Annotated in this window: 29 protein-coding genes; 14 read left to right on the plus strand and 15 right to left on the minus strand. The window is 69.2% G+C overall.

What is annotated here, in order from left to right; translation table 11 throughout:
* Window positions 1-44: 44 nt before the first annotated feature.
* The 9 genes from I4J89_RS51710 (at window position 45) to I4J89_RS36075 (ending at window position 8828) form a co-directional block, all read left to right on the plus strand.
* Window positions 45-995 carry a flagellar motor switch protein FliM gene (locus tag I4J89_RS51710; protein ID WP_196418645.1) on the plus strand — a complete coding sequence of 317 codons (951 nt, stop codon included), beginning with the start codon at window positions 45-47 and terminating at the stop codon, window positions 993-995.
* Window positions 992-1738 carry a flagellar motor switch protein FliN gene (fliN, locus tag I4J89_RS36040; protein WP_196418646.1) on the plus strand — a complete coding sequence of 249 codons (747 nt, stop codon included), beginning with the start codon at window positions 992-994 and terminating at the stop codon, window positions 1736-1738. The genes I4J89_RS51710 and fliN overlap by 4 nt, the downstream gene beginning before the upstream one ends.
* An 11-nt stretch (window positions 1739-1749) precedes the next feature.
* Window positions 1750-2160, plus strand: coding sequence for a FliO/MopB family protein (locus tag I4J89_RS36045; protein ID WP_196418647.1), 411 nt, complete (start codon window positions 1750-1752; stop codon window positions 2158-2160).
* Complete coding sequence (fliP, locus tag I4J89_RS36050; RefSeq protein WP_196418648.1) at window positions 2157-2993, plus strand: flagellar type III secretion system pore protein FliP; 837 nt, start codon at window positions 2157-2159, stop codon at window positions 2991-2993. Before I4J89_RS36045 ends, fliP begins: the two co-directional genes overlap by 4 nt.
* 4 nt (window positions 2994-2997) lie before the next feature.
* A complete protein-coding gene (gene fliR, locus I4J89_RS36055) occupies window positions 2998-3762 on the plus strand; it encodes a flagellar biosynthetic protein FliR (protein WP_196418649.1) in 765 nt (254 codons plus the stop codon).
* A 36-nt stretch (window positions 3763-3798) separates the two neighbouring features.
* The gene (locus I4J89_RS36060; RefSeq protein WP_196418650.1) at window positions 3799-4890 is read left to right on the plus strand and encodes an EscU/YscU/HrcU family type III secretion system export apparatus switch protein; all 1092 of its coding nucleotides are present in this window, start codon (window positions 3799-3801) and stop codon (window positions 4888-4890) included.
* Window positions 4891-5060: 170 nt separating this feature from the next.
* On the plus strand, window positions 5061-7106 hold the full coding sequence (flhA, locus tag I4J89_RS36065; protein WP_196418651.1) for a flagellar biosynthesis protein FlhA: 2046 nt from the start codon (window positions 5061-5063) through the stop codon (window positions 7104-7106).
* A complete protein-coding gene (locus I4J89_RS36070) occupies window positions 7096-8589 on the plus strand; it encodes a hypothetical protein (protein ID WP_196418652.1) in 1494 nt (497 codons plus the stop codon). Before flhA ends, I4J89_RS36070 begins: the two co-directional genes overlap by 11 nt.
* Entirely contained in the window at window positions 8586-8828 is a 243-nt protein-coding gene (locus tag I4J89_RS36075) for a hypothetical protein (protein WP_196418653.1), read from the plus strand. Before I4J89_RS36070 ends, I4J89_RS36075 begins: the two co-directional genes overlap by 4 nt.
* Window positions 8829-8879: 51 nt before the next feature.
* On the opposite strand, the gene I4J89_RS51715 is transcribed toward I4J89_RS36075, so the two are convergent.
* The 15 genes from I4J89_RS51715 to I4J89_RS36150 all read right to left on the minus strand — a co-directional run bounded on the left by I4J89_RS51715 (window position 8880) and on the right by I4J89_RS36150 (window position 22793).
* A complete protein-coding gene (locus I4J89_RS51715) occupies window positions 8880-10745 on the minus strand; it encodes a flagellar hook-length control protein FliK (protein ID WP_196418654.1) in 1866 nt (621 codons plus the stop codon).
* Between the two features lie 8 nt (window positions 10746-10753).
* Window positions 10754-11026 (minus strand): hypothetical protein, encoded by a 273-nt coding sequence (locus tag I4J89_RS36085; protein WP_196418655.1) that lies wholly within the window; start codon window positions 11024-11026, stop codon window positions 10754-10756.
* A gap of 195 nt (window positions 11027-11221) precedes the next feature.
* A complete protein-coding gene (locus I4J89_RS36090; RefSeq protein ID WP_196418656.1) occupies window positions 11222-12190 on the minus strand; it encodes a transglycosylase SLT domain-containing protein in 969 nt (322 codons plus the stop codon).
* Window positions 12187-12645 carry a flagellar FliJ family protein gene (locus tag I4J89_RS36095; RefSeq protein WP_196418657.1) on the minus strand — a complete coding sequence of 153 codons (459 nt, stop codon included), beginning with the start codon at window positions 12643-12645 and terminating at the stop codon, window positions 12187-12189. Before I4J89_RS36095 ends, I4J89_RS36090 begins: the two co-directional genes overlap by 4 nt.
* Before the next feature lie 663 nt (window positions 12646-13308).
* Window positions 13309-14616, minus strand: a complete 1308-nt coding sequence (locus I4J89_RS36100) for a FliI/YscN family ATPase (protein ID WP_196418658.1) — start codon at window positions 14614-14616, stop codon at window positions 13309-13311.
* Between the two features lie 22 nt (window positions 14617-14638).
* A complete protein-coding gene (locus I4J89_RS36105; RefSeq protein ID WP_230860149.1) occupies window positions 14639-15310 on the minus strand; it encodes a FliH/SctL family protein in 672 nt (223 codons plus the stop codon).
* The gene (fliG, locus tag I4J89_RS36110; RefSeq protein ID WP_196418659.1) at window positions 15294-16319 is read right to left on the minus strand and encodes a flagellar motor switch protein FliG; all 1026 of its coding nucleotides are present in this window, start codon (window positions 16317-16319) and stop codon (window positions 15294-15296) included. The genes I4J89_RS36105 and fliG overlap by 17 nt, the downstream gene beginning before the upstream one ends.
* Window positions 16320-16368: 49 nt before the next feature.
* Window positions 16369-17982, minus strand: a complete 1614-nt coding sequence (gene fliF, locus I4J89_RS36115; RefSeq protein WP_196418660.1) for a flagellar basal-body MS-ring/collar protein FliF — start codon at window positions 17980-17982, stop codon at window positions 16369-16371.
* A gap of 1 nt (window position 17983) precedes the next feature.
* Window positions 17984-18331 (minus strand): flagellar hook-basal body complex protein FliE, encoded by a 348-nt coding sequence (gene fliE / locus I4J89_RS36120; protein WP_196418731.1) that lies wholly within the window; start codon window positions 18329-18331, stop codon window positions 17984-17986.
* 5 nt (window positions 18332-18336) lie between these two features.
* Window positions 18337-18729 carry a flagellar basal body rod protein FlgC gene (locus I4J89_RS36125; RefSeq protein ID WP_196418661.1) on the minus strand — a complete coding sequence of 131 codons (393 nt, stop codon included), beginning with the start codon at window positions 18727-18729 and terminating at the stop codon, window positions 18337-18339.
* A 2-nt stretch (window positions 18730-18731) separates the two neighbouring features.
* Entirely contained in the window at window positions 18732-19079 is a 348-nt protein-coding gene (gene flgB / locus I4J89_RS36130; RefSeq protein WP_196418662.1) for a flagellar basal body rod protein FlgB, read from the minus strand.
* A gap of 185 nt (window positions 19080-19264) precedes the next feature.
* Window positions 19265-19600 (minus strand): hypothetical protein, encoded by a 336-nt coding sequence (locus I4J89_RS36135; protein ID WP_196418663.1) that lies wholly within the window; start codon window positions 19598-19600, stop codon window positions 19265-19267.
* Window positions 19597-19971 carry a flagellar export chaperone FliS gene (fliS, locus tag I4J89_RS36140; RefSeq protein ID WP_196418664.1) on the minus strand — a complete coding sequence of 125 codons (375 nt, stop codon included), beginning with the start codon at window positions 19969-19971 and terminating at the stop codon, window positions 19597-19599. Before fliS ends, I4J89_RS36135 begins: the two co-directional genes overlap by 4 nt.
* 44 nt (window positions 19972-20015) lie before the next feature.
* Window positions 20016-21422: a flagellar filament capping protein FliD gene (fliD, locus tag I4J89_RS51720; RefSeq protein WP_196418665.1), complete on the minus strand. Its 1407-nt coding sequence runs from the start codon at window positions 21420-21422 to the stop codon at window positions 20016-20018.
* Window positions 21423-21536: 114 nt separating this feature from the next.
* The gene (locus tag I4J89_RS36150) at window positions 21537-22793 is read right to left on the minus strand and encodes a flagellin N-terminal helical domain-containing protein (RefSeq protein ID WP_196418666.1); all 1257 of its coding nucleotides are present in this window, start codon (window positions 22791-22793) and stop codon (window positions 21537-21539) included.
* Between the two features lie 140 nt (window positions 22794-22933).
* On the opposite strand from I4J89_RS36150, the gene I4J89_RS36155 reads away from it, so the two are divergent.
* From I4J89_RS36155 to csrA, 5 genes are all read left to right on the plus strand, one after another.
* Window positions 22934-23527, plus strand: a complete 594-nt coding sequence (locus I4J89_RS36155; RefSeq protein ID WP_309238613.1) for a flagellar protein FlgN — start codon at window positions 22934-22936, stop codon at window positions 23525-23527.
* Window positions 23527-24999: a flagellar hook-associated protein FlgK gene (gene flgK / locus I4J89_RS36160; RefSeq protein ID WP_196418667.1), complete on the plus strand. Its 1473-nt coding sequence runs from the start codon at window positions 23527-23529 to the stop codon at window positions 24997-24999. Before I4J89_RS36155 ends, flgK begins: the two co-directional genes overlap by 1 nt.
* 62 nt (window positions 25000-25061) lie before the next feature.
* Window positions 25062-25958, plus strand: coding sequence for a flagellin N-terminal helical domain-containing protein (locus I4J89_RS36165; protein ID WP_230860150.1), 897 nt, complete (start codon window positions 25062-25064; stop codon window positions 25956-25958).
* A gap of 41 nt (window positions 25959-25999) precedes the next feature.
* On the plus strand, window positions 26000-26398 hold the full coding sequence (gene fliW / locus I4J89_RS36170; protein WP_230860151.1) for a flagellar assembly protein FliW: 399 nt from the start codon (window positions 26000-26002) through the stop codon (window positions 26396-26398).
* A 127-nt stretch (window positions 26399-26525) separates the two neighbouring features.
* Window positions 26526-26768: a carbon storage regulator CsrA gene (csrA, locus tag I4J89_RS51090; protein ID WP_196418670.1), complete on the plus strand. Its 243-nt coding sequence runs from the start codon at window positions 26526-26528 to the stop codon at window positions 26766-26768.
* The last annotated feature ends 13 nt before the right edge of the window (window positions 26769-26781 follow it).

Consider the following 26781-nt stretch of genomic DNA (forward strand, 5'->3'; position numbering starts at 1 on the left):
GCGCCAAGGCTCAGCGGTTCGGTAACCGAGCCGATGAGGACGACGTGACCACCGCTTCCCGTTCCCCCGGCAGGATTTCACGTCGCGGCCAAGGCGGGGGCCCGGCGCCGTACGATTTCCGCCGTCCCATCAAGCTCTCCCGTGAGCACGTCCGCACCCTGCAGATCGCCTTCGAGACGTACGCGCGCAGCTGCGGCACCCTGCTGACCACCCGGCTCCGGGCGGTCAGCAATTGTTCGTTGATCTCCATTGAGCAGCTGAACTACGACGAGTACGTCGCCTCGCTGGCCAATCCCACGATCATCGGCGTGGTCGTCCTCGACCCGCTCCCCGGCACGGTGCTCATCGAGATCGCGCAGTCCGCCGTGATGACCGCGATCGACCACATGCTCGGCGGACCCGGCGGTGCCCAGCCGGAGCGGCCGCTGACCGAGGTCGAGATGCCCCTGCTGCGCGGCCTGATCGAGCGGATGCTGGGCGAGCTGCGCTACGGCTTCGAGACGCTCGTCGACATCTCGCCGAAGCTCAAGGAGATCGAGTACAACGCGCAGTTCCTGCGCGCGCACGCTCCCGGTGACGCCGTGGTGATCGCGTCCTTCGAGATGAAGATCGGCGCCGAGGAGTGCGTCGCCACCATCTGCCTGCCGTTCAACACGATCCTGCCGGTGCTCTCCCGGACCGAGACGATCGTGCTCAGCGCGGCCGAGCGGCAGGCCCGCGACCGGGCACTGCGCAACCTGACTGCCGGACTTTCCGCGGCTCCGATCGACGTAGCAGTGCGATTTCAGCCCATTCGGATGCGTACCGATGACATCGTGGATCTACGTCCGGGTGACGTCGTGCCGCTGGGGCATCCGACCAGCCGGCCGCTCGAGGTGACCGTCAACGACACCGTCTTCGGCCATGCCGTTCCCGGTAACCAGGGCGCTCGGCTCGCCTGTCTCGTAGTGCCGTCGCCCAACGAGAACTCGTCCAAGGAGTCTGGCCGCTCATGACCGCCCCCACCATCAACGCGCCGCAGCTGGCGCTCGCCCGGAACGCCGCGGAGGCCGCGCTGGCCGTCCTGCCCACCAGCCGGGCCCTGGTCACCGCCGATCCGGTGGCCCCCGACGCCGGGACGGTGATCGACGGTCAAGCGATCACGGCGCGGTTCACCGGAGCGGCGTCCGGCGAGGTCGTCGTGGTGGTCGGTCAGGATCTGGCGGACGCGCTGCGGGAGAGCCCGCTCGGCGAACTGGACCTGACCGCGGCGGTCCGGCCGGCGCTGGAGGCGGCCGCCCGGGTGTTCGGCCCGGTGGTGCTCGACCCGGGCCAGCTGATGGAGCCGGAGGTCGCGCTCAGCGCGCTGGCCACCAAACCCGGTGCGGTCGCGGTCCCACTGCGGGACGACGAGGCGGTACGCGCCGTGGTCGCCCTGGCGCTGAGTCAGTGGCCGGGCGACGAACCCGCCGCCGATCTGGCGCCGCAGACCGCCCGGTCGGGCGGCGGCACGCGTGGTGGCCTCGACATGCTGCACGACGTCGAGATGGAGGTCTCCGCCGAGCTGGGCCGGACCCGGATGAGCGTACGAGAGCTGCTATCCCTGACCCCCGGCGCGATCGTCGAGCTGGACCGGGCCGCGGGCAGTCCCGCCGACCTGCTGGTGAACGGCCGCCTGATCGCCCGCGGTGAGGTCGTGGTGGTCGACGAGAACTTCGGCATCCGGATCACCGAGATCGTCTCGCCCGGCGCCGAGTAGGGGTATCTGTCTTGATCGGGCTCGTCGTCCAGGTCGCCTTCTCGCTGCTGGTCGTCCTCTTCCTGATGTGGGGCCTGGCCCGGGTGATACGCCGGCCGTACGGTGGGCGGGCCTCCGGTCCACTGGCCGTGCTGCACCGGCAGCAGCTGAGCCGGAACGCGGTCCTGGCCGTGGTCAAGGTGTCCGATCGGGCGTACGTCCTGGGCGTCACGGACCAGCAGGTAAGCCTGCTGGGGGAGACCGATCTCGAGGTCTTCGAGCCGGAGCCGCCCGAGCATCGCGACCACCTCGAGGTGGACTCCGTGACGCTGCCGGACTGGCATCCGGTCGACGTCGGCGGCCGGCTGGACACCGCGCCGATGTCACCGCGGTCCCGGACGTCGCCGCTGGAGTTCCTCCGAGATCGGACCTCAAGGCAATGATGCGACGCGCGATCCTGCTGCTGATGGCGGCCGCCGGACTGGCCCTGGTACTGCTTCCCGGCGCCGCTTCCGCGGTACCCGGACCTCCGGGTGGCTCGGTGACAGCTGTTCAGGATCGCGCGCGGCTCATGCCCGTACCGCAGGCGCCCGCACCGCCGTCGCCGCCCAGCATCAACATCGACATCAACGGTACGAATCCCGACGGCAGCCGCCCGGCCTCGTCACTGGTGATCGTCCTGGGCCTGACGCTGCTCTCGGTGGCGCCGGCGTTGCTGCTGCTCTGCACGTGTTTCACCAAGGTCTTCATGGTGCTCGGCATCACCCGCAACGCGCTCGGCCTGACCAGCATGCCACCCAACCAGGTGCTCGCCGGGCTGGCGCTGTTCCTCAGCCTGTTCATCATGGGCCCGACCGTCTCGCAGGTGAACGAGCTGGGCGTGCAGCCCTATCTGTCCGGCGACAAGACCCAGTCCCAGGCGTTCCGGGACGGGGTGGAGCCGCTGCGTGAGTTCATGTACGAGGTGACCCGCGAGGACGAACTGGCCTTGATGATCAAGGTGTCCGGCGATGAGCGGCCGGAGAACATCGAGTCCGTCTCGCTCACCACGCTGGTGCCGGCCTTCATCCTCTCTGAACTGCGGGCCGCGTTCATCATCGGCTTCGTCATCTTCATCCCGTTCCTCATCATCGACCTGGTGGTATCCGCGTCGCTGATGTCCCTGGGCATGATGATGTTGCCGCCGGTGACGGTGGCACTGCCGTTCAAGCTGTTGCTGTTCGTGCTCGTCAACGGGTGGGGTCTGATCATCACGGCGTTGGTCGGCTCGTACTGAGATCATGGACTTCGACGTAGCCACCGCGGAACTGCTGGCGATCATGCTGGGAGCGGTGCGGACCGGCGCGTGGATGATGATCTGCCCACCGTTCAACTCCCGGCTCATCCCGGGACCGGTCAAGGCGCTGCTCTCGGTCGGCCTCACCCTGCCGATGGCGCCGTACCTGCGCAGCACCGTGCCGTCGCTGGAGACCGCGGACCTGATCGCCAGCGCGGCGCTCCAGGTGTTCATCGGCGCCGGGTTGGGCTTCCTCACCGCGCTGCTCTTCGCCGCGCTGCAGGCGGCCGGTGACCTGCTCGACCTGTTCGGCGGTTTCACCCTGGCGATGGCGTACGACCCGTGGTCGATGAGCCAGAGCTCGATCTTCGGCCGGTTCTACCAGCTGCTCGCGATCACCCTGCTCTTCGTCAGCGACGGGCACCAGCTGATCCTGCGCGGCTTCCTGCAGAGCTTCCGTACGCTGCCGCTGGACACCACGTTCTCGATGGAGACCTTCAGCCGGCTGCTGGTCCAGGGGATCGGCGAGATGTTCGTGGCGGCCGTCCAGATCGCCGGGCCGCTGATCGCCGTACTCTTCCTCGCCGACGTGGCGCTCGGCCTGCTGAACCGGGTGGCGCCCGCGCTCAACGCGTTCCAGCTGGGCTTCCCGGTGAAGATCTTCCTGGTGGTGACGCTCTCCGCTATCGCCATCGCGATGCTCCCGGGGGTCCTCGACTCGCTCGTCGACAAGGCGGTCACCGCGGTGGTCCGGCTCAGCGGAGGCTGACCGTACGCCGATCGGGCAGAGGAAGGGGGTGAGGAGATGTCCGGCGAGAAGACTGAGGAACCGACACAACAAAAGCTCAAGAAGGCCCGGCAGGAAGGCCAGATCGGTCGTAGCCAGGACCTCGGCGCCTGGGTCGGCATGCTGGCCGCCAGCATCATGCTGCCCCGCACCCTGAGCCAGGCCATGGACCACGCCCGTGAGCTGATGGCCAAGGTGCCGGACACGATCGCCGACCCGGATCCCGGCAAGACCCTCGCCATCTTCAAGGACGCCCTGTTCAGCGCGGCATGGGCGGTCCTGCCCCTGGCGCTCACCATGATGGCGGTCGGCGTCGTGGCCGCCGGCGCCCAGGGCGGCATCCGGGTGGCGACCAAGCTGTTCATCCCGAAGTTCAACCGGCTGAACCCGTTCTCCGGGATCAAGCGCATCCTCGGCCCGCAGGCGATCTGGGAGGGCGTCAAGGCCCTGGTGAAGACCGTGGTGCTCGGGACGGTCCTCTACTTCACGATGAAGGACATCGTGCCGGTGCTGATGACGGCCGGTCAGCTTCCGCTTCCGGCGCTGCTCGGTACGGTCAAGGACGCCTCACTCCAGCTGATCCGGGCGGCCGCGGTGGCCGGCATCGTGATGGCGGCGGCCGACTACTTCGTGGTGCGCCGGCGCACCAAGAAGCAGCTGCGGATGAGCAAGGAAGAGGTCAAGCAGGAGCACAAGAACACCGAGGGCGATCCGCTGCTCAAGGGCCAGATCCGGGCCCGGCAGATGGCGATGGCCCGCAACCGGCAGATGGCGGACGTGCCGACGGCGGACGTGGTGGTGGTCAACCCGGTGCACGTCGCCGTCGCCCTGCGGTACGACCCGGAGAAGGGCGCTCCGCGCGTGGTGGCGAAGGGCAAGGGCCCGCTGGCGGCGAAGATCCGCCAGCTCGCCACCGACAACCGGGTGCCGATGGTGCAGGACGTGGCTCTGGCCCGGGCACTCAACTCCAGTTGCGAGATCGGCCAGGAGATTCCGGCGGAGTTCTTCGCGGCGGTGGCGAAGGTGCTGGCGTTCGTGATGAGCCTGAAGGCACGTGGTGCGGCGGCCGGTCTGCACCGCAACCCGAACCCCACACCAGCTATGGCATAACCGAAAATTCAGGAGATTTCCTCACATCGCGGTGCAAGAGCAGGGAAGATCGGTGCGTGGCGGTGCCACAGCGGCCCCAGTGACGGCGGAAGTTCGCCGCACTGAACCGTCGTCCCACGGCGACGGGTGGGCCCGGATGGTCATCGGACTGCCCATGCTCGGAAGGTGCCGTGAAGAACCGGAATCTAGGCAGGTTAGCCGTACCCATCGGGGTCATCGGCATCATCATCATGATGGTCGTCCCCCTGCCGACCTTCCTGCTGGACCTGCTGATCGCCGTGAACATCACGGCGGCGCTGCTCATCCTGCTCATCTCGATGTTCGTGCAGCGGCCCCTCGATTTCGCGGTCTTCCCCGCGCTGTTGCTGGTCATGACGCTGTTCCGGCTGGCGCTCAACATCAGCGCGACCCGGCTGGTGCTGCGCGACGGTGACGCCGGCAAGGTGATCCACGCCTTCGGCAGCTTCGTCGTCGGTGGCAACCTGGTGATCGGTCTGGTGATCTTCTCGATCCTGGTCATCGTCCAGATGATCGTGGTGACCAAGGGCGCCGAGCGGGTCGCCGAGGTCGGTGCCCGGTTCACCCTCGACGCGATGCCCGGTAAGCAGATGGCGATCGACGCCGACCTGAACGCCGGCCTGATCGACGAGGCGGAGGCGAAGAAGCGCCGCGCCGACATCTCCGCCGAGGCCGACTTCTACGGTGCCATGGACGGCGGGTCCAAGTTCGTCAAGGGCGACGCCATCGCGGCCATCATCATCACGCTGATCAACCTGATCGGTGGCTTCGCGGTCGGCATCCTGCAGGCCGGTATGGCGCCGGTCGACGCGATGAACCACTACAGCCTGCTGAGCATCGGCGACGGCCTGGTCTCCCAGATCCCCGCGCTGCTGCTGTCGGTGGCCACCGGTCTCATCGTGACCCGCTCGGCCACCTCCGGCGACATGGGTCAGAGCGTCACCACTCAGCTCAGCCAGAACAAGCTCGCCATGCGGATCGGCGGGGGCGCGTCGCTCGCCCTGTGCATCATCCCGGGCCTGCCGAAGCTGCCCTTCCTGCTGGTCGGCGCGGGTGTGCTGTTCATGGCACAGCGGGTGAAGGAGCCGGTGCCCGAGGCGGTCGAGGCGGCCGCCGCGGAGGCGGTCGAGATGCCGCCCGCCGACTCGCCCGAACAGCTGCTCGGCGAGATGCGGATCGACCCGCTCGAACTCGCGCTCGCCCCGGACCTGGTCGACCTGGTCGACGCCAGCAGCGGGGACCTGCTCGACCGGGTACGCGCCCTGCGCCGCAAGATGGCGATGGAACTCGGGGTGATCATGCCGCCGGTCCGTACCCGGGACGACCTGGATCTGCCGCTGTCGTCGTACGCGATCCGGATCTCCGGTGTCGACGCCGGCGCCGGCCAGGCGCCGCCGGGCACCGTGCTGGCGATCGGCGAAGGGCTCCAGGCGTTGCCCGGCCGGGCCGGGGTGGAGCCGGTCTTCGGCCTCAACGGCAAGTGGGTTCCGGCCGAGCTGCACTACCAGGCCGAGCTCTCCGGTGCGACGGTGGTGGACCGCGCTTCGGTGATCATCACGCATCTCGCCGAGATCGTCCGGACCAACGCGAGCCGCCTGCTCGGCCGGGAGGACGTCCGGGCGCTGAGCGAGATGGTCAAGCGGACCCACCCGGTGGTGGTCGAGGAGCTGACCCCGTCGCTGCTCAGCCTCGGCCAGATCCAGAAGGTGCTCCAGGCGTTGCTGGACGAGGGTGTGCCGATCCGGGACCTGGTCCGGATCTTCGAGGCACTCTCGCTGCGCGCCAAGCTCTCGATGGACCACGACAGCCTGGTCGAGGCGGCCCGGGGTGCGCTCGGCCCGGCCATCGCCGCCCAGTACACGACCGCCGGGCGGCTCACCGTGATCACGCTCGACCCGATGCTCGAGCAGGGCCTGCTCGAATCCTTGCGACCCAGCGACACCGGCGCCTTCATGGCGATCGACGGCATGCGTGCCGAGGCGATCGTCAGCGAGGCGAGCCGGCTCGCCGAGGCCGCGGAGCAGCAGGGACTCAACCCGGTCCTGGCCTGCTCACCACAACTGCGGCTGCCACTGATGCGACTGCTGCGGGCCGGCTCACGTCGCCTGCAGGTGCTGTCGTACAGCGAAATCTCTGGTTCCACCGCACAGATCGAGACGATAGGGGTGGTGAACGGTGCCTACGCGGGTGCTGCTTGAGGGACCGGCCATCGAGCCGCTGCTGGCTCAGGTACGTGACGAGTACGGCTCGAGCGTGCGGATCATTTCCGCCGACAAGGTACGAAGCGGTGGTATCGGCGGCTTCTTCGCGAAGCAGCACTACGAGCTCTCCGTCGAGGTACCGGATCCCAATGAGGAGAGTGAAGACATGGCGCAACAAACCGTCGCCCAGAACGGCGCAACAAACTTCGAGCGCCTGCTTGAACAGGCGGAGTCACAGGATCGGGTGACCACCGAGGGTCCACCTCCCGCCCGGGCCCGGCAGGACAGCCGGGAAGCGGGTATGGGCGACACCGGGGCCGCCTTCGCCGAGCTGATGGCGGGGCTGGACGTGGCCACGCACATGGGTGGGACCGCTGCGCACCGTACGCCGGCGCGGGCCCGTCAGCATGAGGACCGTGAGGAAACGCCCACGGTGCGCCCGTTCCGGCCGGCCGCGGCGACCGGTTCGGCGGTCAACGCCGGTCAGCGGCCGCTACCGGCCGCGCTGCCGGTGGGGCCGAGCTTCCCGGAACGGGTCGCAACGGCCGCGGCGGAGCGCGAAGCGTCCCGTGAGCCGGCCGTGCCCATCCGTGCCGCGACCCGGCCCGCGACACCCGCCCATATCCGGACCGCCGAACCCACCCCGGCGCCACCGCGCGTGGCGACGGCGTTCAGCCCGCCTCCGGGCCGGTCCGCCGCCGAGGTGTACGGCCTCGACGAGTCGACACCGGTCTCACCCGCCGCCCCGCCGCCGGCCACGCCGACGCTGCGCTCCGCCGAGCTCGATCCGGTCCAGCGGAACCTCATCTCGGTGGGTATGCCCGAGCCGATGGCTCGCAAGATCACCGGCGGGGACACGTACGCCGGAGTGCTCAGCGTGCTCGCGGCCCGTCCCGCGGCGCCCGGCATCCCGGACGGACCCGGTGAGATCCTGGTCCTGGCCGGCGAGGTGCACACCGCCGTGCCGATCGCCAAGCTGCTGCTGGAGCAGATCCACGTCGACCACAACCACCTGCTGCTGGCCGCACCCTCCACGGCGGGGACCGGGCTGCACTCGTCCCGGCTCATCTCCAGCCGGAGCGCCGCCGAGTCCCGTGCCGAGAAGCTGCAGAGCTCGGAGCATCCCTGGATCGTGGTGATCGACGCCCCGGTCGGCGGCACCGACCCGTTCTGGGTCAACGACATGAGCGACGCGCTGGGCGCCACCGCGCTCTGGGCCGTGGTCGACGCCACCCGCAAGACCGCGGACACCGCCCGTCACCTGCGCAGCCTCGGCGACGTGGAGTCCCTCGTGGTGCACAGCGTGGAGCTCACCTCCGACCCGGCGTCGGTGCTCGGGCTGGACGTACCGATCTTCTCGCTGGACGGCAAACCGGCCACTCCGCACGCCTGGGCCGCGATGCTCTGCGCCCGGATCGCGGCAGAGGTCATGCCCTCCGCCGCCACACCTCGCCGGGCCACCCGTAACACCCGCCGATGATCAGACCGTCGGTCCTGCTGTTCGCGCTGCTGATGAGCGCGCCGGCCTGGTACCGCCTGGTGCTCGACGAGATCGACATCTTTCAGGTGCTGATCCGGTTCCTCGTCGCGGTGCCGATCGCCGCGGTGCTCCTGGCCGGGCTGCGCTTCATCTTGAGCGGGTACCGGTCCTCGGCCGAACCGGCGACCTCGGTGAAACCGGAACCGTTCGACTCGGCGGAACCGGGGAAGTCACCCTGACGGAAACCGGCGCCGGTCCGCGTTCGCGGGCCGGCGCCGACTCGTTCCTGCTCAGGCGTGGATGTCCAGGCGGCCGTCCGGGACGGCCCGCCGGGTCGCGGACGGGGCCGGCTCCTCCGGAACGTCGTTCGCACCGGGTCGGCCATCGGTACGGCGTCCAGGCGCCCCCGCCTCACCGAACTGCTGCCGCGCCTGCTGCTGGGCGGTGCCCTGACGCAGGTCGAGCGAACAGTTCTGGAAGCCGGAGTCCTCCAGCTCGCGGCGCAGTTCGTCGAGGGACGAGCGCAGCGCCTCGGTGCCCGCCTCGGTGCCGCCGGAGAGCTGGACGCTGATGTCCCCGTTCCGGATCTCCGCCACCACCTGGACCGGACCGAGGTCCAGCGGGTGCAGCTGAACGGTGAGCCGGTGGATGCCGTCGGCGTCCAGCCGCAGCGGAGCGATCCGCATGGCCACCTGAGCGGCCGGCGGCGTCGGCACCGCGGGCGCGGGCGGCGGGGGCTCCGGCGTCTCCGCGGTCGCGGCGGTGGGCGCCGTGGCCTGCGGGCCGGTCACGCCGGCCGGCGCCGGGGTGCCCGGAGCCGTGGACGCCCCGGCCTCGGCCGGCACGGTCGTCGGAACGCCGGTGGGCAGCACGGTCGGTGCGGGAGCCTCCGGGGTGGTCTCGGCGGTACGGAAGGCCTCGGCACCGCCACCACCGGCGGACTCACCGCCACCGCCACCGCCACCGCCGGCGCCGGTGTCCGGTGCCGTCGTGTCGGTGGTCGTTGCCGGTGCCGCGACATCCTCGGCCGGGACCGGGTTGGTGACGGACTCCGGGCCGGTCGGTGCGGGCGTCGCCGGGTCGGCCGGAGCGCCGGCCGCGGTCTGCAAGGTGAGACCGGCCGGCCGGACGGTGATGCCGGTGATCGGGGCCGTGGTGCCGGTGGCACCGGTTGCCGGCGCCGCCGTACCGGTCTGGCCGGCGATGCCGGCTGCCGCGGCCGCGGTGCCGGTCGGGCCGGTTGCCGGGACCGCCGTGCCGACCTGACCCGCGCCGGCCTGGCCGGTGACGGCCTGGCCTGTGACGGCCTGGCCCGCGCCGGTCTGGCCTGTGACGGCCTGACCCGTGCCGGTCTGGCCAGTGACGGCCTGATCCGTGACGCCGGCCGCCTGACCCGTGACCCCGGCTGCCTGAGCCGCGTCGCCGGTCACCTGAGCCGCGCTGGCCTGGTCCGTCACGCCGGCCAGATTCGTCATGCCGGCCTGGTTCGCCGGGCCGGAGCCGGTGGCCGCGTTCCCGACGCCGGGCATCGTCCCGGTGGCCTCCGGGCCCGGAACGGGCGCGCCCTCGGCGGCTACCGGAGCGGCACTCGGGGCCGCCGGAGCGGCGACCTCGCCCGGCCCGGCAGCGTTCACGCCCGGACCGGCGTCGGTCACGCTCGCCGCGGCGGAAACGGCCGCGGTTGGTTCGGTCGCCGGCGCGGCGGTCGCGGCAGCGCCCTCGGCGCTGGTGGCGGCCGGGTCGGCGGTTGCCGTGGCGGCCACCATGCCGGTCTGTGCGGCGGTCGCGAGAACGGCTGCCGCCTCGGTGGCCGGAGCCTCGTCGCCGGCCGGGCGGGAACGTTCGCCGCGCGGCTTGACCGTGGTGTCCTGGTCCTTGGCGGAGTCCTCGGCCGCCGCGGGGCCGCGTGCCTCGTCGCGCCGGACAACCGGCCGCTCGGCCGGGCGCGTCCCGGCCGCCTTGTCGGCCCGCCGGTCCACCATCCCGCGCTGCTCGGCGGGAGGCCGCTCGTTGGTGACCCGCTGTCCGGCGGGCCGCCCGGCGGACCGCTCGGCGGCCGCCCGTTCGGCCTGCCGGGTCACGGCGATGCGCTGCTCGGTGGTGCGCAGCGCGGCACGGCGGTCCGCTCCGCGCTCCGCCGCAGCCCGGTCCGCCACGCGATCCGTCACACGATCGGCCGAAGCAGCCCGGCCGGCCGAAGCCGACCGCTCAGCGGTAACAGCGCGATCGGCCGAAGCCGCCCGCTCAGCGGAAACAGCCCGGCCGTGCGCGGTCCGGTCAACAGCGGCCCGGCTGGCGAAAGCCCGATCGGCGAGCGCCCGGTCAGCAGCGGCCCGGTCAGCAGTGGGCCGGTCAGTAGTAGCAGGCCGGTCGGCAGCAGGCCGGTCGGCGGCAGGCCGATCCGTCCCCGCCCGGGCCGGTGCGTCCCGGTCCTCATCGCTCGCCGGGCGGCCCAGCTCGGCCGACAGCGCCGAGCCGAAGTCCGGAGCGCCTTCCTCGCGTCGCCCACCCGGGCGGCGGGTGGTGTCGGCCACTGGCCGGCGGTCGGGACCCGTCACAGAACTCGGCGTGGTCATGCGGTCTCCCTGCTGCTATCGGCGATGGACTGGGCTGGCGGTCGAGGATGTGCGTCTCAGCCGCCGAGCGCGGCCAGGGCCTTCTGAACCTTCGGGACGTACGCCTGGGTCTCGGCGAACGGCGGGATTCCGTCGTACTTGTGCACCGCTCCACCGCCCGCGTTGTACGCGGCCAGCGCCAGCGGCAGCGACTTGAACTCCTTCAGATGCTGGGAGAGCAGCTTCGCCGCGCCGTTGACGGCCTGGGCCGGGTCGAAGGAGTCCTGCACGCCCAGACCGCGGGCGGTACCCGGCATGAGCTGCATGAGACCCTGCGCGCCGGCCTTGCTGACCGCGCGCGGGTCGTAGCCGGACTCCACCTTCGCCACCGCGGCCAGCAGCTTCGGCGAGACGCCGTGGCGGGCGCCGGCGGCCTCGAACAGACCGGCGTACGGCACACCGCTCAACCCACCGGACGAACGCAACCCGGCCGGCCGGAGCGCGGACATGTCCTGCACCGCGGCGGTGGGCACGCTGTCCAGGACACGGCGGATGGCGGTCGGCTTCTCGTACACGGTCTGGATCTTGACGTGGTCGCCGGGCTTCGGCGCCGCGATCATCTTGTTGTCGCCGAGGTAGATGGCGACGTGGTCGACCGGCGAGTTGAACGCGAGGATGTCACCCGGCTTCGCCTCGGCCATGTTCGCCACCGGCCGTCCGGCCCGGGCCTGCTGCCACGAGTTGCGCGGCACCTCGACGCCGAGATCCTGGTAGGCCCGCTGAACCAGAGCGGAGCAGTCCATGCCCTTGCCGGGGTCGCTGCCGCCGAACACGTACGGGGTGCCGAGGTACTTCTTGGCCGCGGCCACCACGTCGTCCCCGCTCGGGCCGGCGACACCGGAGCGCGCCGGGCCGGTCCGGGTCGCGTCGGCCAGCGCCGAAGCGAACTTGCTGCCCGACGCCGCGGTCGTGGCGGCCGGGGCGAGGCCGAGCTGGTCCTGCAACTCCGAGATGCGGGACATGACCCCGCTGACACCCAACGTCATACTTCACTCCCGTTCGGCTCGGCGATATTTCCAGCGGACCGGCGTGCCTTCGCGGTAATCGCAAGTTCGTCGAGGTTGGCCTGGTCGACGCGCAGATCGTGAGCGCGGACCGTGGCGGCGTGCCGCTCGGCCATCAACTCCACCGCCCGCCGGCGCTTGGCGGCGTCGGTCAGCGCGGCGACCCTCTCCCGCTCCACCTCTTCGGCATCGGTGACCATGCGCTGAGCCCCGAACAGCCCGGCGGCGAGTGATTGACGGGCCACCAGCGAGGCCACCATCGCGCGGGCGGTCCCCTCGTTCGGCGCCTGCGCACCGACCAGGTCCAGCTGACGGCGCTTCACCAGAGCTTGGGCTTCACGGATCTCGGCTCGGGTCTGGATCACCGCGCCGCGAGCGGCGTCCTCCTGTGCCTTGCGGGCACGAAGCACGGGTCCGAGTCGGAACAGGCGATTCAACGTTGGCCTCCTAGCGGGGCGGTGGGCCCTCACATGACCGCTTCGGCCCGCCACCGGATCGGCTGAGCCTCTGCACCCGGCTTGCTACTGGGCTTGCTGGCCTTCGCTGTCGCTCGGCGGGCATTGCGCCCTTGGACGCTGACGTCGAGGGCGCCGAAATCACCTACGGCTGTGTTTGCTGGCCTTCGCTGTCGCTCGGCGGGCATTGCGCCCTTGGACGCTGACGTCGAGGACACCGAAATCACCTACGGCTGTGTTTGCTGGCCTTCGCTGTCGCTCGGCGGGCATTGCGCCCTTGGACGCTGACGTCGAGGACACCGAAATCACCTACGGCTTCGCCTGGCTGATTTCGGCGCCCTCGACGTCAGCGGGCGCAATGCGTTGTGGGTGCGGTCCTACGCGGGGCGGTGGGTGGTTGCGGTGGGCGCCGCGGATTGGGCCTTGTGCGTCGTCAGAATCGTGCGGGGTACGCGCTGTTGCGTTCTGCCTCGGGTGAGACGCGGCCGGGGTGCGACCTTGCGGCCGTGGCGCGGGTGCCGGGAAAGGGCACGACCTTGCGCGGAGCGCGTGCCGCCTGGTGTTTCCCGGCGGGCGCGGTGGGGCCTGGGGTGTGCTTGGTCGCGGTGTAGTTGGGGACTTTGCGGTGGCGTACGCCGGAAGGTTTTAGGTTGTTGCTATCAGCGCGCGCAGCGCTGCCCAGGCGTCGTCGGCGGTTATGCGTTCGTCCAGGTCCTGGCGGAGGAAAGCGCTGATCTGCGGCCAGGCGGCGTTGGCGCGGTCGGCGTCCGGGTTGGTGCCGGGGACGTAGGCGCCGATCTCGACCAGTTCGCGGACCTCGCGGTGTGCGGCCATCAGGCGGCGCAGTTCGGCGGCGTCGGCGCGCTGCTCCCGGCTAGTGATCTTGTTGGCTACCCGGGAGATCGAGTCGAGGGCCTGGATGCTCGGGAAGTGGCCGGCGGTGGCCAGTTTGCGATCGAGGACGATGTGGCCGTCGAGGATCGAGCGGGCCGCGTCGGCGATCGGCTCGTTGTGGTCGTCGCCTTCGACCAGCACCGTGTACAGGCCGGTGATGCTGCCCCGCGCGCCCGGCCCGGCCCGTTCCAGCAGCGAGGCGAGCATCGCGAAGACCGACGGTGGATAACCGCGGGTGGCCGGTGGCTCGCCGACCGACAGGCCGACCTCGCGCTGCGCCATCGCCGCACGGGTCACGCTATCCATCATCAGCAACACGTCGGCACCCTCGTCCCGGTAGTACTCGGCGATCCGGGTGGCGACCGCCCCGGCTCGCAGCCGGACCAGCGGCGGCGTGTCCGACGTGGCGATCACCACGACCGACCGGGCAAGTCCCTCCGGGCCCAGGTCGTGCTCGATGAACTCCCGCACCTCACGTCCCCGCTCGCCCACCAGCGCCACCACGTTCAGCTCGGCCGACGTGCCGCGGGTGATCATGCTCATCAGGGTGGACTTGCCGACACCGGAGCCGGCGAAGATGCCGATGCGCTGGCCACGGCCGCACGGGACCAGTGTGTCGAGGACGCGTACGCCGAGGGACATCGGCTGGTCGACCAGCTGGCGTTCCATCGCCGAGGGCGGAGCCGCGTCGATCCCCACCAGCCCGCCACGCAGCGGCGGTCCGCCGTCCATCGGCCGGCCCAGGCCGTCCAGGATGCGCCCGCGCAGGTCCGGGCCGACCGCGATGCGCAGCGGCCCGCCGGTGCTCACCACCGGTGTCCCGGCGCCGATCCCGGCGATCGGGCCGAGCGGCAGGCAGGACAGTCGATCGCCGTCGAGGGCCGCCACCTCGGCGTACACGGCCTCCGGCCCCTGGCCGATCCGTAGCAGGTCACCGACGTGTGCCTCGAGGCCGCTGACCGTCACCCGGAGCCCGACGGCGCCGGTCACCCGGCCGCTGACCAGCGGACGCGCGGCGACGATCGCGCTCTGCAGACGGTGCTGAAAGACGTCGGTCATGGTCGTGCCTCCCGGCCGCGCGTTACAGGCGCAGCGCTTCCCGAGCCCGGTTCATCGCCGCGGCGATTGTCGCGTCCACGGTTGCCGTGCCGGTCTCGGCGACGGCGTCACCGGGCCGCAGTCCTGGGTCGGGCCGCAGAGTGATCCGCCGGCCCCCGTAGTCGAAATCGTCACCCGGCCCGTCGCCCACCAGCGTCTGATAGTCGTCCGGGTGCAGGCTCACCGTCACGCCGCCGTGTTCCGGCGTGGCGCTCATCGCGCGGCGCAGCGCGCCCGCGCCCCGGTTCGGGTCGTCCCGCAGTGCACCACCGACGATCGCCTCGGCCAACTCGAAGGCGCTCGCCAGCACCACCTCCTGCAACTCGGTGAAGGTCGGCATGAGCTGGTTCTCCAGCTCGGTGACGGCCCGGCCGAGGGCGTTGACCGCGCTGGCCAGGGCGGTCGCGCGGCGATGGTCGTACGCCTCCTCGGCCGCGAGCGCACGTGCCGCGGCGGCCTCGGCGGCCGCCACGGCATCCCGCTTTCCCTGCGCCCACCCCTCGGCGTAGCCCGTCGTACGGGCCTGCTGTTTCACGCGCTCGGAGACCTCGCTGTCGACCGCGTCGGGGGTGCGCAGGTCGATGGCGAACCGTGCGGCGGCGGCGTTGTCCGCCACCGCACCGCGGATCACCGGACCGTCAGGCGATGAGCTCATCGGCCTCGCCGCCGCGCTGGATCTCGATCTGGCCGGAGTCCTCCAGCGTGCGGATGACACCGACGATCTTGGCCTGGGACTCCTCGACCATCTTGACCTTGACCGGGCCGAGCAGGTCCATCTCCTCGAGCAGGTTCTCCCGGCCACGTTCGGAGAGGTTCTTGGTGACCTTGTCCCGTACGTTCTCGGACACGCCCTTGAGCGCGGTGGCCAGGTCGGCCGGCTCCACCTGGCGCAGGATCAGCTGCACCGCGCGTTCTTCCAGGTTGACGATGTCCTCGAACATGAACATCCGCCGGCGGATCTCCTCGGCCAGCTCCGGGCTGCGCGCGTCCAGAGCCTCCAGGATGAGCCGCTCGGTGGTGCGGTCCGCCCGGTTGATGATGTCCACCAGCGGCTGGAGACCGCCGACCGTGGAGAGCTCGTCGGGCTGGAGCACGCTGGAGAGCTTGCGCTGCAGGGCGCTCTCCACCTGCCGGATGATGTCCGGCGAGGTGCGGTCCATGATCGCGATGCGGTGCGCCACCTCGGTCTGCACCTCCAGCGGCAGACCGGCCAGGATCGAGGAGGCCAGTCCGGACGGGATGTGCGCCAGTACCAGCGCGATGGTCTGCGGGTGCTCGTACTGCACGTACGAGAGGAGCTGGCGGGGGTCGGCGTTGCTGAGGAAATTGAACGGGATGTCGTTCATCGACGCCTCGAGCCGGTCCAGGATGAGCGCCGCCCGGTCCTTGCCGAGCGACGCCTCCAACAGCTCCCGGGCGTAGTCCATGCCGCCGGACCCGGCGTACCGGGTGGTAGCCATGGCGTAGAACTCGTCCATCACGTCGTCGACCTGGGCCGGGTCGAGCTTGCCCAGCCGAGCCACCTCGGCGGACAACATCTCGACCTCTTTCTCGGTCATGTTGGCCAGAACCTGCGCGGATTGTTCCCTGCCGAACTGGACCAGCATTATCGCGGCCTTGCGTACGCCCGTCATCGACATTGTGGTGAGCGCGGGTGTGGTCAACGGATACTCCTCAAACCGTCGTGCGTTTCTCCGGGGACGGATCGCTCGATCAGCGCGTCGAGTCCGCGGACATCCAGCTGCGGATCAGGGCGGCGGTCTCGTCGGGCTTGTCCCGGACCAGCTCCTCGATCTCCCGGTGCCGCTCCTGGCGGGCCTCGTCGTCACGTCCCGCGAACTCGGCGCTCTCCAGCATGTGCGCGCCGGTGATCGCCGTGGTGGCCTCGAGCTCCGCCTGCCGCTGGGCCTCCAGCGCGGCCTGCATCTCCTCCAGGTGCCGGCGCTCCTGATCGGTGAGCTGCTGGCGCTTCTTGGCGCGCCGGTTCGCCCGCCAGGCCAGGAAGACCAGGGCGAGGACCACGAAGAGCAGGGCGCCGGTCTTGATCAGCGTGAGCTGCTTGGTCTCTTTCTCGGCCGCTGCCGCGGCGGCGAGCTCGTCCTTGGCGGCGTCGGCCGCACTGGTGTCGAACGGCATGGAGGCGACCGCGATGGTGTCACCCCGGGTGGCGTCGACACCGGCCGCCGCGCTGATCAGCTGCTGGACCTGGGCGGAGTCGACCGCCCCTGCGGTGGTGCTGTTGAGCAGGACCGAGACGTTGAGCCGCTGGATACCGCCCGGCGCGTTCCGGCGAACCTCCTGCACCTCGTTGAGCTGCCGGTTGCGTACCTCGTTCTTGTTCGAGTACTGGCCGGAGCCGGTGCCGCTCGGAACCTGGATGTTGTCCGGACCGAGCACTCCGCCGTTGCCGGAGCCGCTGCCGGTGTACGTCTCGGTGTTGATGCTCTCCGACTCCGCCGGCACGGCCGGGTCGGCGCTGTACGTCTTGCTGCGCGTCTCGGTCTGGTCGAAGTCCAGCTCGGCCGTGGTGGTGACCACCGCGTTGCCCGGGCCGACCAGGTTGTCCAGCATCCGTTGAAGCGAGGCGTTCAATCGGTTCTGGAACGAGACGGTCTGCTGCTCGGCGCTGTTGCCTCCGCCGGTCGCGATCGTCGCGCCACCGCCGGTGGACAGCATCCGGCCCTCCGAGTCGGCCACCGTGACCTGGGTCGGGTCGAGGCCCTCGACGCTCGACGCGACGAGGTGCACGATCGACTGGACCTGCTGCTCCTCGAGCGAGTTGTTGGCCTTCGAGGCGACCAGTACCGACGCGGTCGGCTTGCTCTGGTCGTCGGTGAAGACGTCCTCTTTCGGCATGACGAGGTGCACGGTGGCGGCCTCGACGCCGTCGATCGACTTGATCGTCTTGGCGAGCTCGCCCTCCAGCGCCCGCTGGTAGTTCGCGTGCTGCATGAAGTCGCTCGTGGTGATGCCCTGCTGGTCGAGCAGTGAGTAGCCGGTGCCCTCGTCGTTCGGCAGGCCCTCGCCGGACATCTGGAGTCGCAGGGCGTTCACCTGGTCGCGCGGTACGAGAATGGTCTGGCCGTCATTGGCCAGCTCGTACGACGTGCCCGACTTCTGGAGCGACTCGACGATCGCGCTCGCGTCCTTCGTCGAGAGGTTGTTGAACAGGATCTGATACGACGGCTTCGCGGCCCAGGTGGCGAAGAAGTAGCCGCCGACGAGGATGGCAATGATCGCGAAAACGGTGACGGCCTTCTGTCCCGGTGTGAAGGACTTGAAGGCGTCCGTAACGCGGCGAACCGGAGCGGGAAGGCGGTCGGTCATATCAGGCCTGCATCCTCATGATCTCTTGGAAGGCCTCGACGGCCTTGTTGCGGATAGCCATGGTCATCTGCAGTCCGAGTGAGGCCTCGGTGGCAGCCATCGTGTACTGCGCCGGGTCTTTCAGCGTGCCGTCGGCTACCTGAACCGCCAGGTCGCTGGCCTTGGTCTGGGCCTGCTGGACGTTCTCGATGCCCTTCGCGAGCATCCCGGCGAAGTCGGTGTTCGGACCGCTGGGTGCGGCGGTGCTCTCGGTGTTGTCCGAGAGCCCGCCGATCCCCTTGAAGCCGCCCAGCCCGCCGACGCCCTCGATGCCGGAGAAACCGCCGACAGGACCGATCGGTGACGACACGTTGATCACTTCCCGAGGTTGATCGCCGCGGTGTAGGAGTCCCGCGCACGGTCGACGACGGCGAGGTTCGCCTGGTACGACCGCTGGGCCATCATCATCTGGGCCATCTGGCTGCCCATGTCGATGTCCGGCCGGCGGACGTAGCCCTCGGCGTCGGCGAGCGGGTTGTCCGGCTCGTACGCCAGGATGCCCTCGGCGCTGCCGTACTGGATGCCGGCCACCTCGGCGCCGTTGCCGTCCTGGGCCGCACGGGCCTGGACGAACCGCGCCTGGAAGGCGTTCTCGCTGGTCCGGCTCGTGGTGTTGACGTTGGCGATGTTGTCGGCCACCGCGTCGAGCCACTTGCGGTAAACGGTGACACCGGTGCCGGCTACGCCGATCGCGTTGAAGGTACTCATCGTCAGGCTCCCTTGATGGCTTCGCGCAGCGAGTTGTACTTGCCGTCCAGCGCACGGATGGTGAGCTGGTAGCGCATCGTGGTGTCGATGTGCTGCAGCGTCTCGTGGTCGAGGTTGACGTTGTTGCCGTTGAGCTTGGTCGGCTCCAACGACTCCTGCACGCTCGGTGTCACCCCGGCCGGCGAGTCGCCACGGGCAACGGCGCTGCTCAGCGCCTCTTCGAACTTGACCTTACGCGCCCGGTAGCCGGGGGTTTCGATGTTCGCGATGTTGTTGGCGATGGCGGTCTGCCGGGCCGCGAGACCCGAGACAGCGACGCGCAGTGCGGACGACGAGCGGTCGTCGAACAAGGTTGCTCCCTTAGTCGATCCGTCATGTCGCCGATCCTTGGCTTCGTTACCTGAGCAATCCGTGCTCGTACCATGCAGTTCGGCGTGACCGGCGATCCGCTGAGGCTCAATCGGTTGCCGCGAGGTTGCACACGAAAACGTCCCGGACCCCCGCGTGGGGGTCCGGGACGTACTCCGTTTCCTGCTCACATGGCGCAGTCCAGGTAGACGGGGCGCTTGACCGCCTCGCCGGTCTCGATCCGTGCCGTCACCGCGGACTGCTGGCGGTTGGCGGTGAGTCGCCGGGCCAGCTCCTCCGCGGCGGCGAGCTGGCGGGTCAGGATCGCGTCCGCCCGGGGTCGCAGCTCCAGCGGCAGGGCGCCCAGCTCGGTCGGCGGGCGCCACTGGTCGGCCGGCGGCGTCTCGGCGATCCGGCGCTCGTCGACGAGCATCGCCTCGACCGCCTCGACGTCCATCTCCAGCTCGTCGAGGGCGGCGGTCCAGGCCTGCCGCCAGTCCACGGCCGGTGTCGCGGTGCTCATGTCCCGGCCGAGGCAGCCTCGCGCCACGCGTCGCGCAGCGGTTCCAGCAGCTTCCGGCACCCGGCGACGCGGTCGGCGTCGCGCTTGATGTTCGCGCCGATCAGCTCGGTCAGGATGAAGCCGTAGAGGTTCGCCAGTCCGGGCGCACCGTCCCACGCCTCGATGTCGAGGCTGCAGCGCAGCTCGATGACGATCTCCTGGGCGTGGCTGAGCTTTTCGTTCGCCACGTCCCGCTCGTCGTTGCGGATCGCCTCCTCGCTCTGCATCAGGTCGAGGATGAGGCGGTCGTACAGCATGGTCAGCAACTTGGCGGGTGACGCGGTGTTGATCGAGTCCTGAAGATAACGGTCACGAAGGTTGGGTGCGCTCATCGGTTTCCTCGTCAGTTGTCCGGTATGGCCTACGGCGGGGTGGGTCAGCCCAAACTGCCGAGTTGGCCGGCGAGCCAGTTGGACTGGTTCTTCAGGTTGCCGAGCGACGTTTCCAGGTTCGTGTACTGCTTCTGCAGCGAGATCTTGCGGGCCGCGAGACGGGTGTCCCAGTTGCTGATCTGGGTGTTGAAGTTGTCGATCTCGAGCCGCCGCCCGGTGATGACGTTGGCGACGGTGAGCGACTGCTTGCTCGTCTGCTCCTCGAAGTTGTCGGCCAGACCGATCATGGCTTCTTGGATCTTGGTGGGATCGCCGTTGTAGGCGCTGGTGAACTTGCTGGGGTCGAAGGTCAGCTTGCCGGAGCGGTCGAGCTGGATCCCGATCTGGGCGAGGCTGCCGAACGAGATCTTCTCCGGGTTGGAGAGGTCATCGGGAAGCTGCGTGTCGTCGAACTTGGGGTTGGCGTAGGAGAGGCCACCGCTGATCGAACCCATGATCTTCTGGCTCAGCTCACGCACCATGAAGTCACCGGTGAGCGGCGAGCCCTTCTTGGTGGTGGGGTCGTACGACGTCTGGGTGCTGACCTCGGTGAGGACCGCGTTGGCGGCGTCGACGAAGGCCTGCAGCTTCTCGGCGATCCCGCCCGTGTCGGCCTGCGCGCTGACGGTCACGCGCTCCGCCGGCTTGGTCACCGTCACCGAGACACCGGCCATCAGCCCGGTGAAGGTGTTGCTGCTGCTCTCCACCTCGTAGCTGCCCGGAGTGAGCCCCGAGGTCGGGTCGGCCGGGACGTTCAGCGAGCCGACCCGGATCAGCGCGTTCTCCGCGGCGGTGACGTCGGTCGGCGCCACGTCGACGCCGTTGGAGAGGCCGATGACCGCGAACGCGTTGTCGGTGCCGGGCTTGGTGCTGCTGAGCTGGAGGATGGTGTCGCCCGTGCTGGTCGTCACGACGCCGGCCCGCACGTTGAGGCCCTTGGTGCTGTTGATCGCGGCGGCGATGTCGGACGGCTTCTTGCTGGTGCCGAGATCGACCGTGACCGGATCACCGACACCGAAGGTGAAGGTCACCGACGAACCGTTGTTCCCGGTTGCGTCCGTGGTGCCGGCCGGGTACTTGAGCGTGGAGACCTGAGCGTTGGCCACCTTGACGACGTCGAACGTCGTGGTGCCCGCAGCGGCGGTCGTGCCACCCGTGGCGGTGGCGGTCACCGTGTCGGAGCTGGACGTGGCCTTCAGCGCCCGCCAGGTGCTGAGCTGGCCGAGGGTGTCGGCCGAACCCTTCAGCGCGGACAGTTTGCTGTTCACGGACTGATAGGAGGCCACCGTGGTCTCGGCGGTCATGAGCTTGGTCTTGAGCCGGTTCTGCGGGGCGGCTTCGACCTGCATGAGGCTGGAGATCAGGCTGGAGGTGCTGAGACCGCTGACGAGGCCGTCGACAGAGCTGGACACGGGAGCTCGCTTTCGGTGCGGGAACGGAAGAGGTAGCCGGCGTGTGACTACCGGCTACCTCTACCTATTCGGTTCGTACGCCTGCCGATTCAGTTCCGCTCGGTGGCAGTTCGGTTAGCGGAGCAGGGACAGAACGTTCTGCGCCGACTGGTTGGCCTGCGAGAGCATCGAGGTGCCGGCCTGGGTCAGGATCTGGGCACGCGTGAACGAGACCATCTCCTGGGCCATGTCGGTGTCGCGGATCCGGGACTCGGAGGCGGAGAGGTTCTCCACCGCGACGTTCAGGTTGTTGATGGTGTGCTCGAACCGGTTCTGGATGGCACCGAGCGCCGCCCGCGAGTCCGACACGTTCTGGATCGCCTTGTCGAGCACGGTGATGGCCTCGTTCGGGCCGTCAGCCGTGGTCAGGTCGAGCGCAGAGGTGCCGAGAGTGCCGGCGTTGACCGCACCGATGGAGACAGCGATGCGCTCGTTGACATTGGCGTTGGCGCCGACCTGGAAACGGCCGGTGTTGCCACCGCTGATGTCCTCGAGGCTGTCGAGGTCGGCCGCCGGGGCAAGGTTGAGCTGGGCGAGGAGGTCGGTGCCGCCGGCACCCACGTTGAACTCCCCGGCACCGCTCAGCTTGAAGGTGGTGGCGCCAGTGGCGTCCGTCGTGGCGGACATGGACACCTCGTTGCCCTGGAAGTTCTCGCCCGCCACGCCCTTGAGCTGGGTGGAGATCTTCTCGTTGACGAGCTTGGCGATGTCCTGCCCGGTCGCGCCGGCCGGGATCTCGTCATCGGCGAACGAGATGGAGACCGGGGTGTCGAGCGTCTTGCCGTCGACCACGGTGATGTCGAACGACGAGCCCGCACGCAGGCCGGTGGCCGAGGTGCCCGTCGCCGTGGCCAGATCGTCCTTGGCCACCCCGGCCGAGCCCGTGATCGCCTTGGTGGCACCGAACGAGCCGTCCAGCAGCTTCGCCTTGCCGAAGGACGTGGTGCTGCCGATCCGGTCGAGCTCGGCGTTGAGCTGCTTCATCTCCTTGTTGGCGGCGTCCTTCGCCTCGGCGTCCATGGCGCCGCTGTTGGACGTCTGCACCGACAGGTCGCGCATGCGCTGAAGGATCGAGGTGACCTCGTTGAGCGAGCCCTCAGCGGTCTGCGCGACGCTCACGCCGTCCTGGGTGTTACGAACGGCGGTCTTGAGGCCGCCGATCTGCGAGCGCAGGCCCTCGGAGATCGAGAGGCCGGCCGCGTCGTCCGCCGCCCGGTTGATGCGGAAACCGCTGGAGAGCTTCTCCAGCGACTTCGCCATCTGGTTGTCGGTAACCGAGAGGTTCCGGTAGGCGTTCTGAGCGGCGATGTTCTGGTTGATGCGAAGACCCATGGGGTTGATTCCTCCTTGATCGGGGTCTGAACCGGCCCATCCGTGAGCCGTGGGTGTTACGCCCCATCCATTCGGCGGGTCGCCGAGAGACCATGAGAATTCTCTGAGATTTTTTCGGGCTTTTCGGGCGAACCGGAGAAGTGCTGATCGTCGGAAACCGCTCAGCGACACGGCGGATGTGCCGACCTGTCCGAATGAGCGGGCCTGCCGAGGGGGCTGGCCCGACCAGCGATACGACGGAGGACCGGGTGAGCCTGACCGACCTGGCCAGCGTGCTGTGGCGTTCACGTGAGCTGCTCGAGATGCTGCTGTTCAAGCTTGAGGAGGAGCAGTTGCTCCTCGCGTCCAACCGGTCACGATGGCTCAGCCACGCCACCCGCGAGGTCGAGGTGGTACTGGATCAGATCCGGCAGACGGAGGTCATCCGGGCGGCGTACGCGCAAGAGGTCGCCGTCGAGCTCGGTCTCTCGCCGGACGCCTCCTTGGGCGAACTCGCCGACGCGGCGCCGGATCCCTGGTCGGACCTGCTGCACCAACACCGCAAAGCGTTCCTGATGCTGACGTCGGAGATCCGGGCCCTGGCCGACGTCAACCGCGATCTGCTCACAGCCGGCCAGCGCGCGGCTCGCGAAACCATGCTCGCGTTCGCCGAGACTGTGGAAACGTACGGACCGCAGGGCCAGACCGTCAGCGGCGCCGTGCGGCGCCCCACTCTGGTTGATGAGGCGATCTGATGGGCAGCACATTCGGCGGACTCAACACGGCACTCACGTCTCTGTACGCGCAGCGCCGGGGCTTGGACGTCACGGGTCAGAACATCGCGAACGCCAGCACCGAGGGATACACCCGGCAGCGCGTGGTCATGCACGCGCAGAACGCCAACCTGGTGCCCGGCGTCTACGCGACCACCTCGGCGGTGGGCAGCGGCGTCACCGTCTCGTCGGTGGACCGGCTGCGCAACACCGCACTCGACCAGCGCAGCTTCACCGAGCACTCGAACTCCGCCTACCACAACGAGCGGGCCGGGGCGTACGGGCTGATCGAGGACGTCTTCGGGGAGCCGAGCGACACCGCGTTGCAGGCTCGCCTCCAGGACATGTGGGACGGCTGGAACGCCGTATCCGCCAACCCGGACAAGACGGCACCCAAGTCGGCCCTGCTCGAACAGGCCACCACGGTGGCCTCGTCGCTGAACGACGCGCATGCCGCCCTGAACAATCAGTACGAGTCGGTGCGGTCCGGGCTGGAGACGTACAAGAACGACGTCAACAAGGCCGCCGACGCCATCGCGAAGCTGAACAAGGAGATCGTGGTGGCCACCGCCGCCGGTCTCCAGGCCAACGAGCTGCAGGATCAGCGCGGCATGCAGATGCTGAAGCTGTCCGAGCTGATCGGTGCCACCGCGAACGAGACACCGAACGGCGCACTCAACGTCTACGTCGGCAGCGCCCCGCTGGTCAGCGAGTTCCACACCCGTGAGATCGACATCAAGTCACCCGGCGCCCTGAGCCTGGCCGACCTGCCGGCGCGTGACGTCGAGTTGCAGTGGACCGACAACGAGACTCCGGTGGCGGCCGGTGGGTCGATGGGCGCCCAGTTGGAGACGCTCGCCGAGGGCGGCACCCTGCACGGGATAGCGAGCCGGTTGGACGGCATCGCCCGGACCCTGGCCCAGACGGTCAATCAGATTCATCAGCCCGGGTACGGCATGGACGGCACCACTGCGATGAACTTCTTCGTGCCGAAGGGCTCCGACCCGCTGGACCCGAACCCGCTGGTCTACCAGCAGGTGTCCGCGTCGAACATCGTCGTGAACGAGGAACTGCTCAAGTCACCGGGCAAGCTCGCGGTCTCCTCCGGGAACCCGGCCGCGGTGAATCCGGAGGATCGGGTGCTCGACGGCACGGTGGCCGACGACCTCTCCGAGCTCGGCACCTCCCGGACCGGGGCGGACTCCGAGTACCAGTCGCTGATCGGGGACCTGGGTGTGGCCGCTCAGTCGTCGATCCGCCGGCGCGACATCCAGAACGCGGTGACCGACCAGGTGGACGCGGCACGCGACGCGGAGTCCGGGGTGAACCTCGACGAGGAGATGACCAATCTGCTGACGTACCAGCGCGGTTACGAGGCCGCCTCGCGCGTACTCACCACGATCGACTCGATGCTCGACCAACTGATCAACCGAACCGGCCTGGTCGGTAGGTAAAGGGAGCACAGCGCATGAGTTCTAGCCCGCGGGTGACGGAAAGCAGCGTTCGGACCCGGACAATGGCGAGTCTGCAACGCAGTCTCGGCCGTACCCAGACCGCACAGGATCAGATTTCGAGTGGCAAGCAATTGCATCGCCCCTCGGATTCACCGACCGGAACCGTCACGGCGCTCCAATTGCGCGGCGAGGTCCGGGCGAACAAGAAGTACACCACCAACGCGGACGACGCGATGGGCCGGCTCGGCACCGTGCAGGACACGCTGCAGAGCGCCACGGCGCTGGTGGCGAAGGTTCGCGACCTGACGGTCGCGGCCGCCAGCACCGGCAGCGCCAGCACACCCGAGGCGAACCGGGCGCGCGCTGTCGAGATCGAGGAGATCAAGGGCACGCTGATCCAGTACGCCAACACGAAGTACCTGGACCGGCCGGTTTTCGGCGGTGCCACCCCGGGCGGCAACGCCTATGGGGACTCGACAGGTACGTACGTCGGCGAGAAGAACGGCGAGATGCTCCGGGCGATCGGGCCGAACGCGCGGGTCCGGGTGGACGTCCGGGGCCCGGAGGTGTTCGGCACCGACAAGCTCCTCGACGGGTCCGGCAACCCGCTCCCGGACGACAATCCGGCGCAGCTCTTCCGGGTTCTCGACACTCTAGCCACAGCCATGCGGGAAGGAGATGCCGATTCCATTACTACTGGTCTGGAGAATCTGGATAAAGCCTCTAATCTCCTAACTTCCACTCTTTCGGACGTAGGCGCCCGATACAATCGGGTTACCCAGATGAAGCAGTCCGCTGAGGATCGCTTGATGTCCGTGTCGTCGCAGCTCTCCGATATCGAGGATGTCGACCTGCCGAAGGCGATCATGGAATTGCAGCTCCAGCAGACCTCGTATCAGGCCGCCCTGGCCGCCACGGCCAAGGTGATCCAGCCCTCGCTCATCGATTTCCTGAGGTGACCATGAGTATTCGCACCGCATCCCGACCGATTGAGTCCACCATGACCGACCCGTCGCTGGGTCTGCCGACCATCTCGATGGCGGTGCCCATGCCCGGGTTCCCGGCTCACCGGGAATTCGTCCTGGTGCGGCTCAACGAAGAAGGACTGCTCTACGCCTTCACGTCGCTCGACAACCCGGATCTGCGCTTTCTGGTCGCGCCGCCCGAGCCGTTCTTCCCGGACTACGCCCCGGAGATCGAGAACGAGGTGTTCGCCGCGCTGAACACCAAGGACCCGGACCGCCTGCTGCTGCTCACGGTCATCACCGCGGGCACCGACGAGACCACCGCGAATCTCCTCGCGCCGATCGTGGTCGACCGCGACAGCATGCGCGCGATGCAGGTCGTCCTCTCCGGGTCGAGCTACCCGGTCCGGGCGATCATGAATCGGAACTTCTGACCCTCCATGAACCTTTTTCAGAGCGGCCGCGGCCCCGGTTGAGAAAGGTTCAGTGCAGGCGCGGTCGTGTTTCCTCGCGGCCGCGCCTTTGCCATGCTGTCCGTTCCATGGATGGAGGAGGGCACCGATGCTTGTGTTGACCCGGCGGGCCGGGGAGAGCGTGATGATCGGCGACGACGTCGTCATCACGGTGCTCGAAGCCCGTGGTGACGTCATCCGGCTGGGCATTCAGGCTCCCCGCGACGTGCAGGTGCACCGCGAGGAGGTGTACCGCGAGCTGCAGGACGCGAACCGGGCGGCCGCCTCACCAACCGACGACGCCGTCCACGCATTGACCAGAATGCTGGAGAAATCCGACACGGAAGAGTGAAAGGTGCAAGACT

Source organism: Actinoplanes aureus (genome assembly GCF_015704865.1).
GTDB classification, from domain to species: Bacteria; Actinomycetota; Actinomycetes; order Mycobacteriales; family Micromonosporaceae; genus Actinoplanes; species Actinoplanes aureus.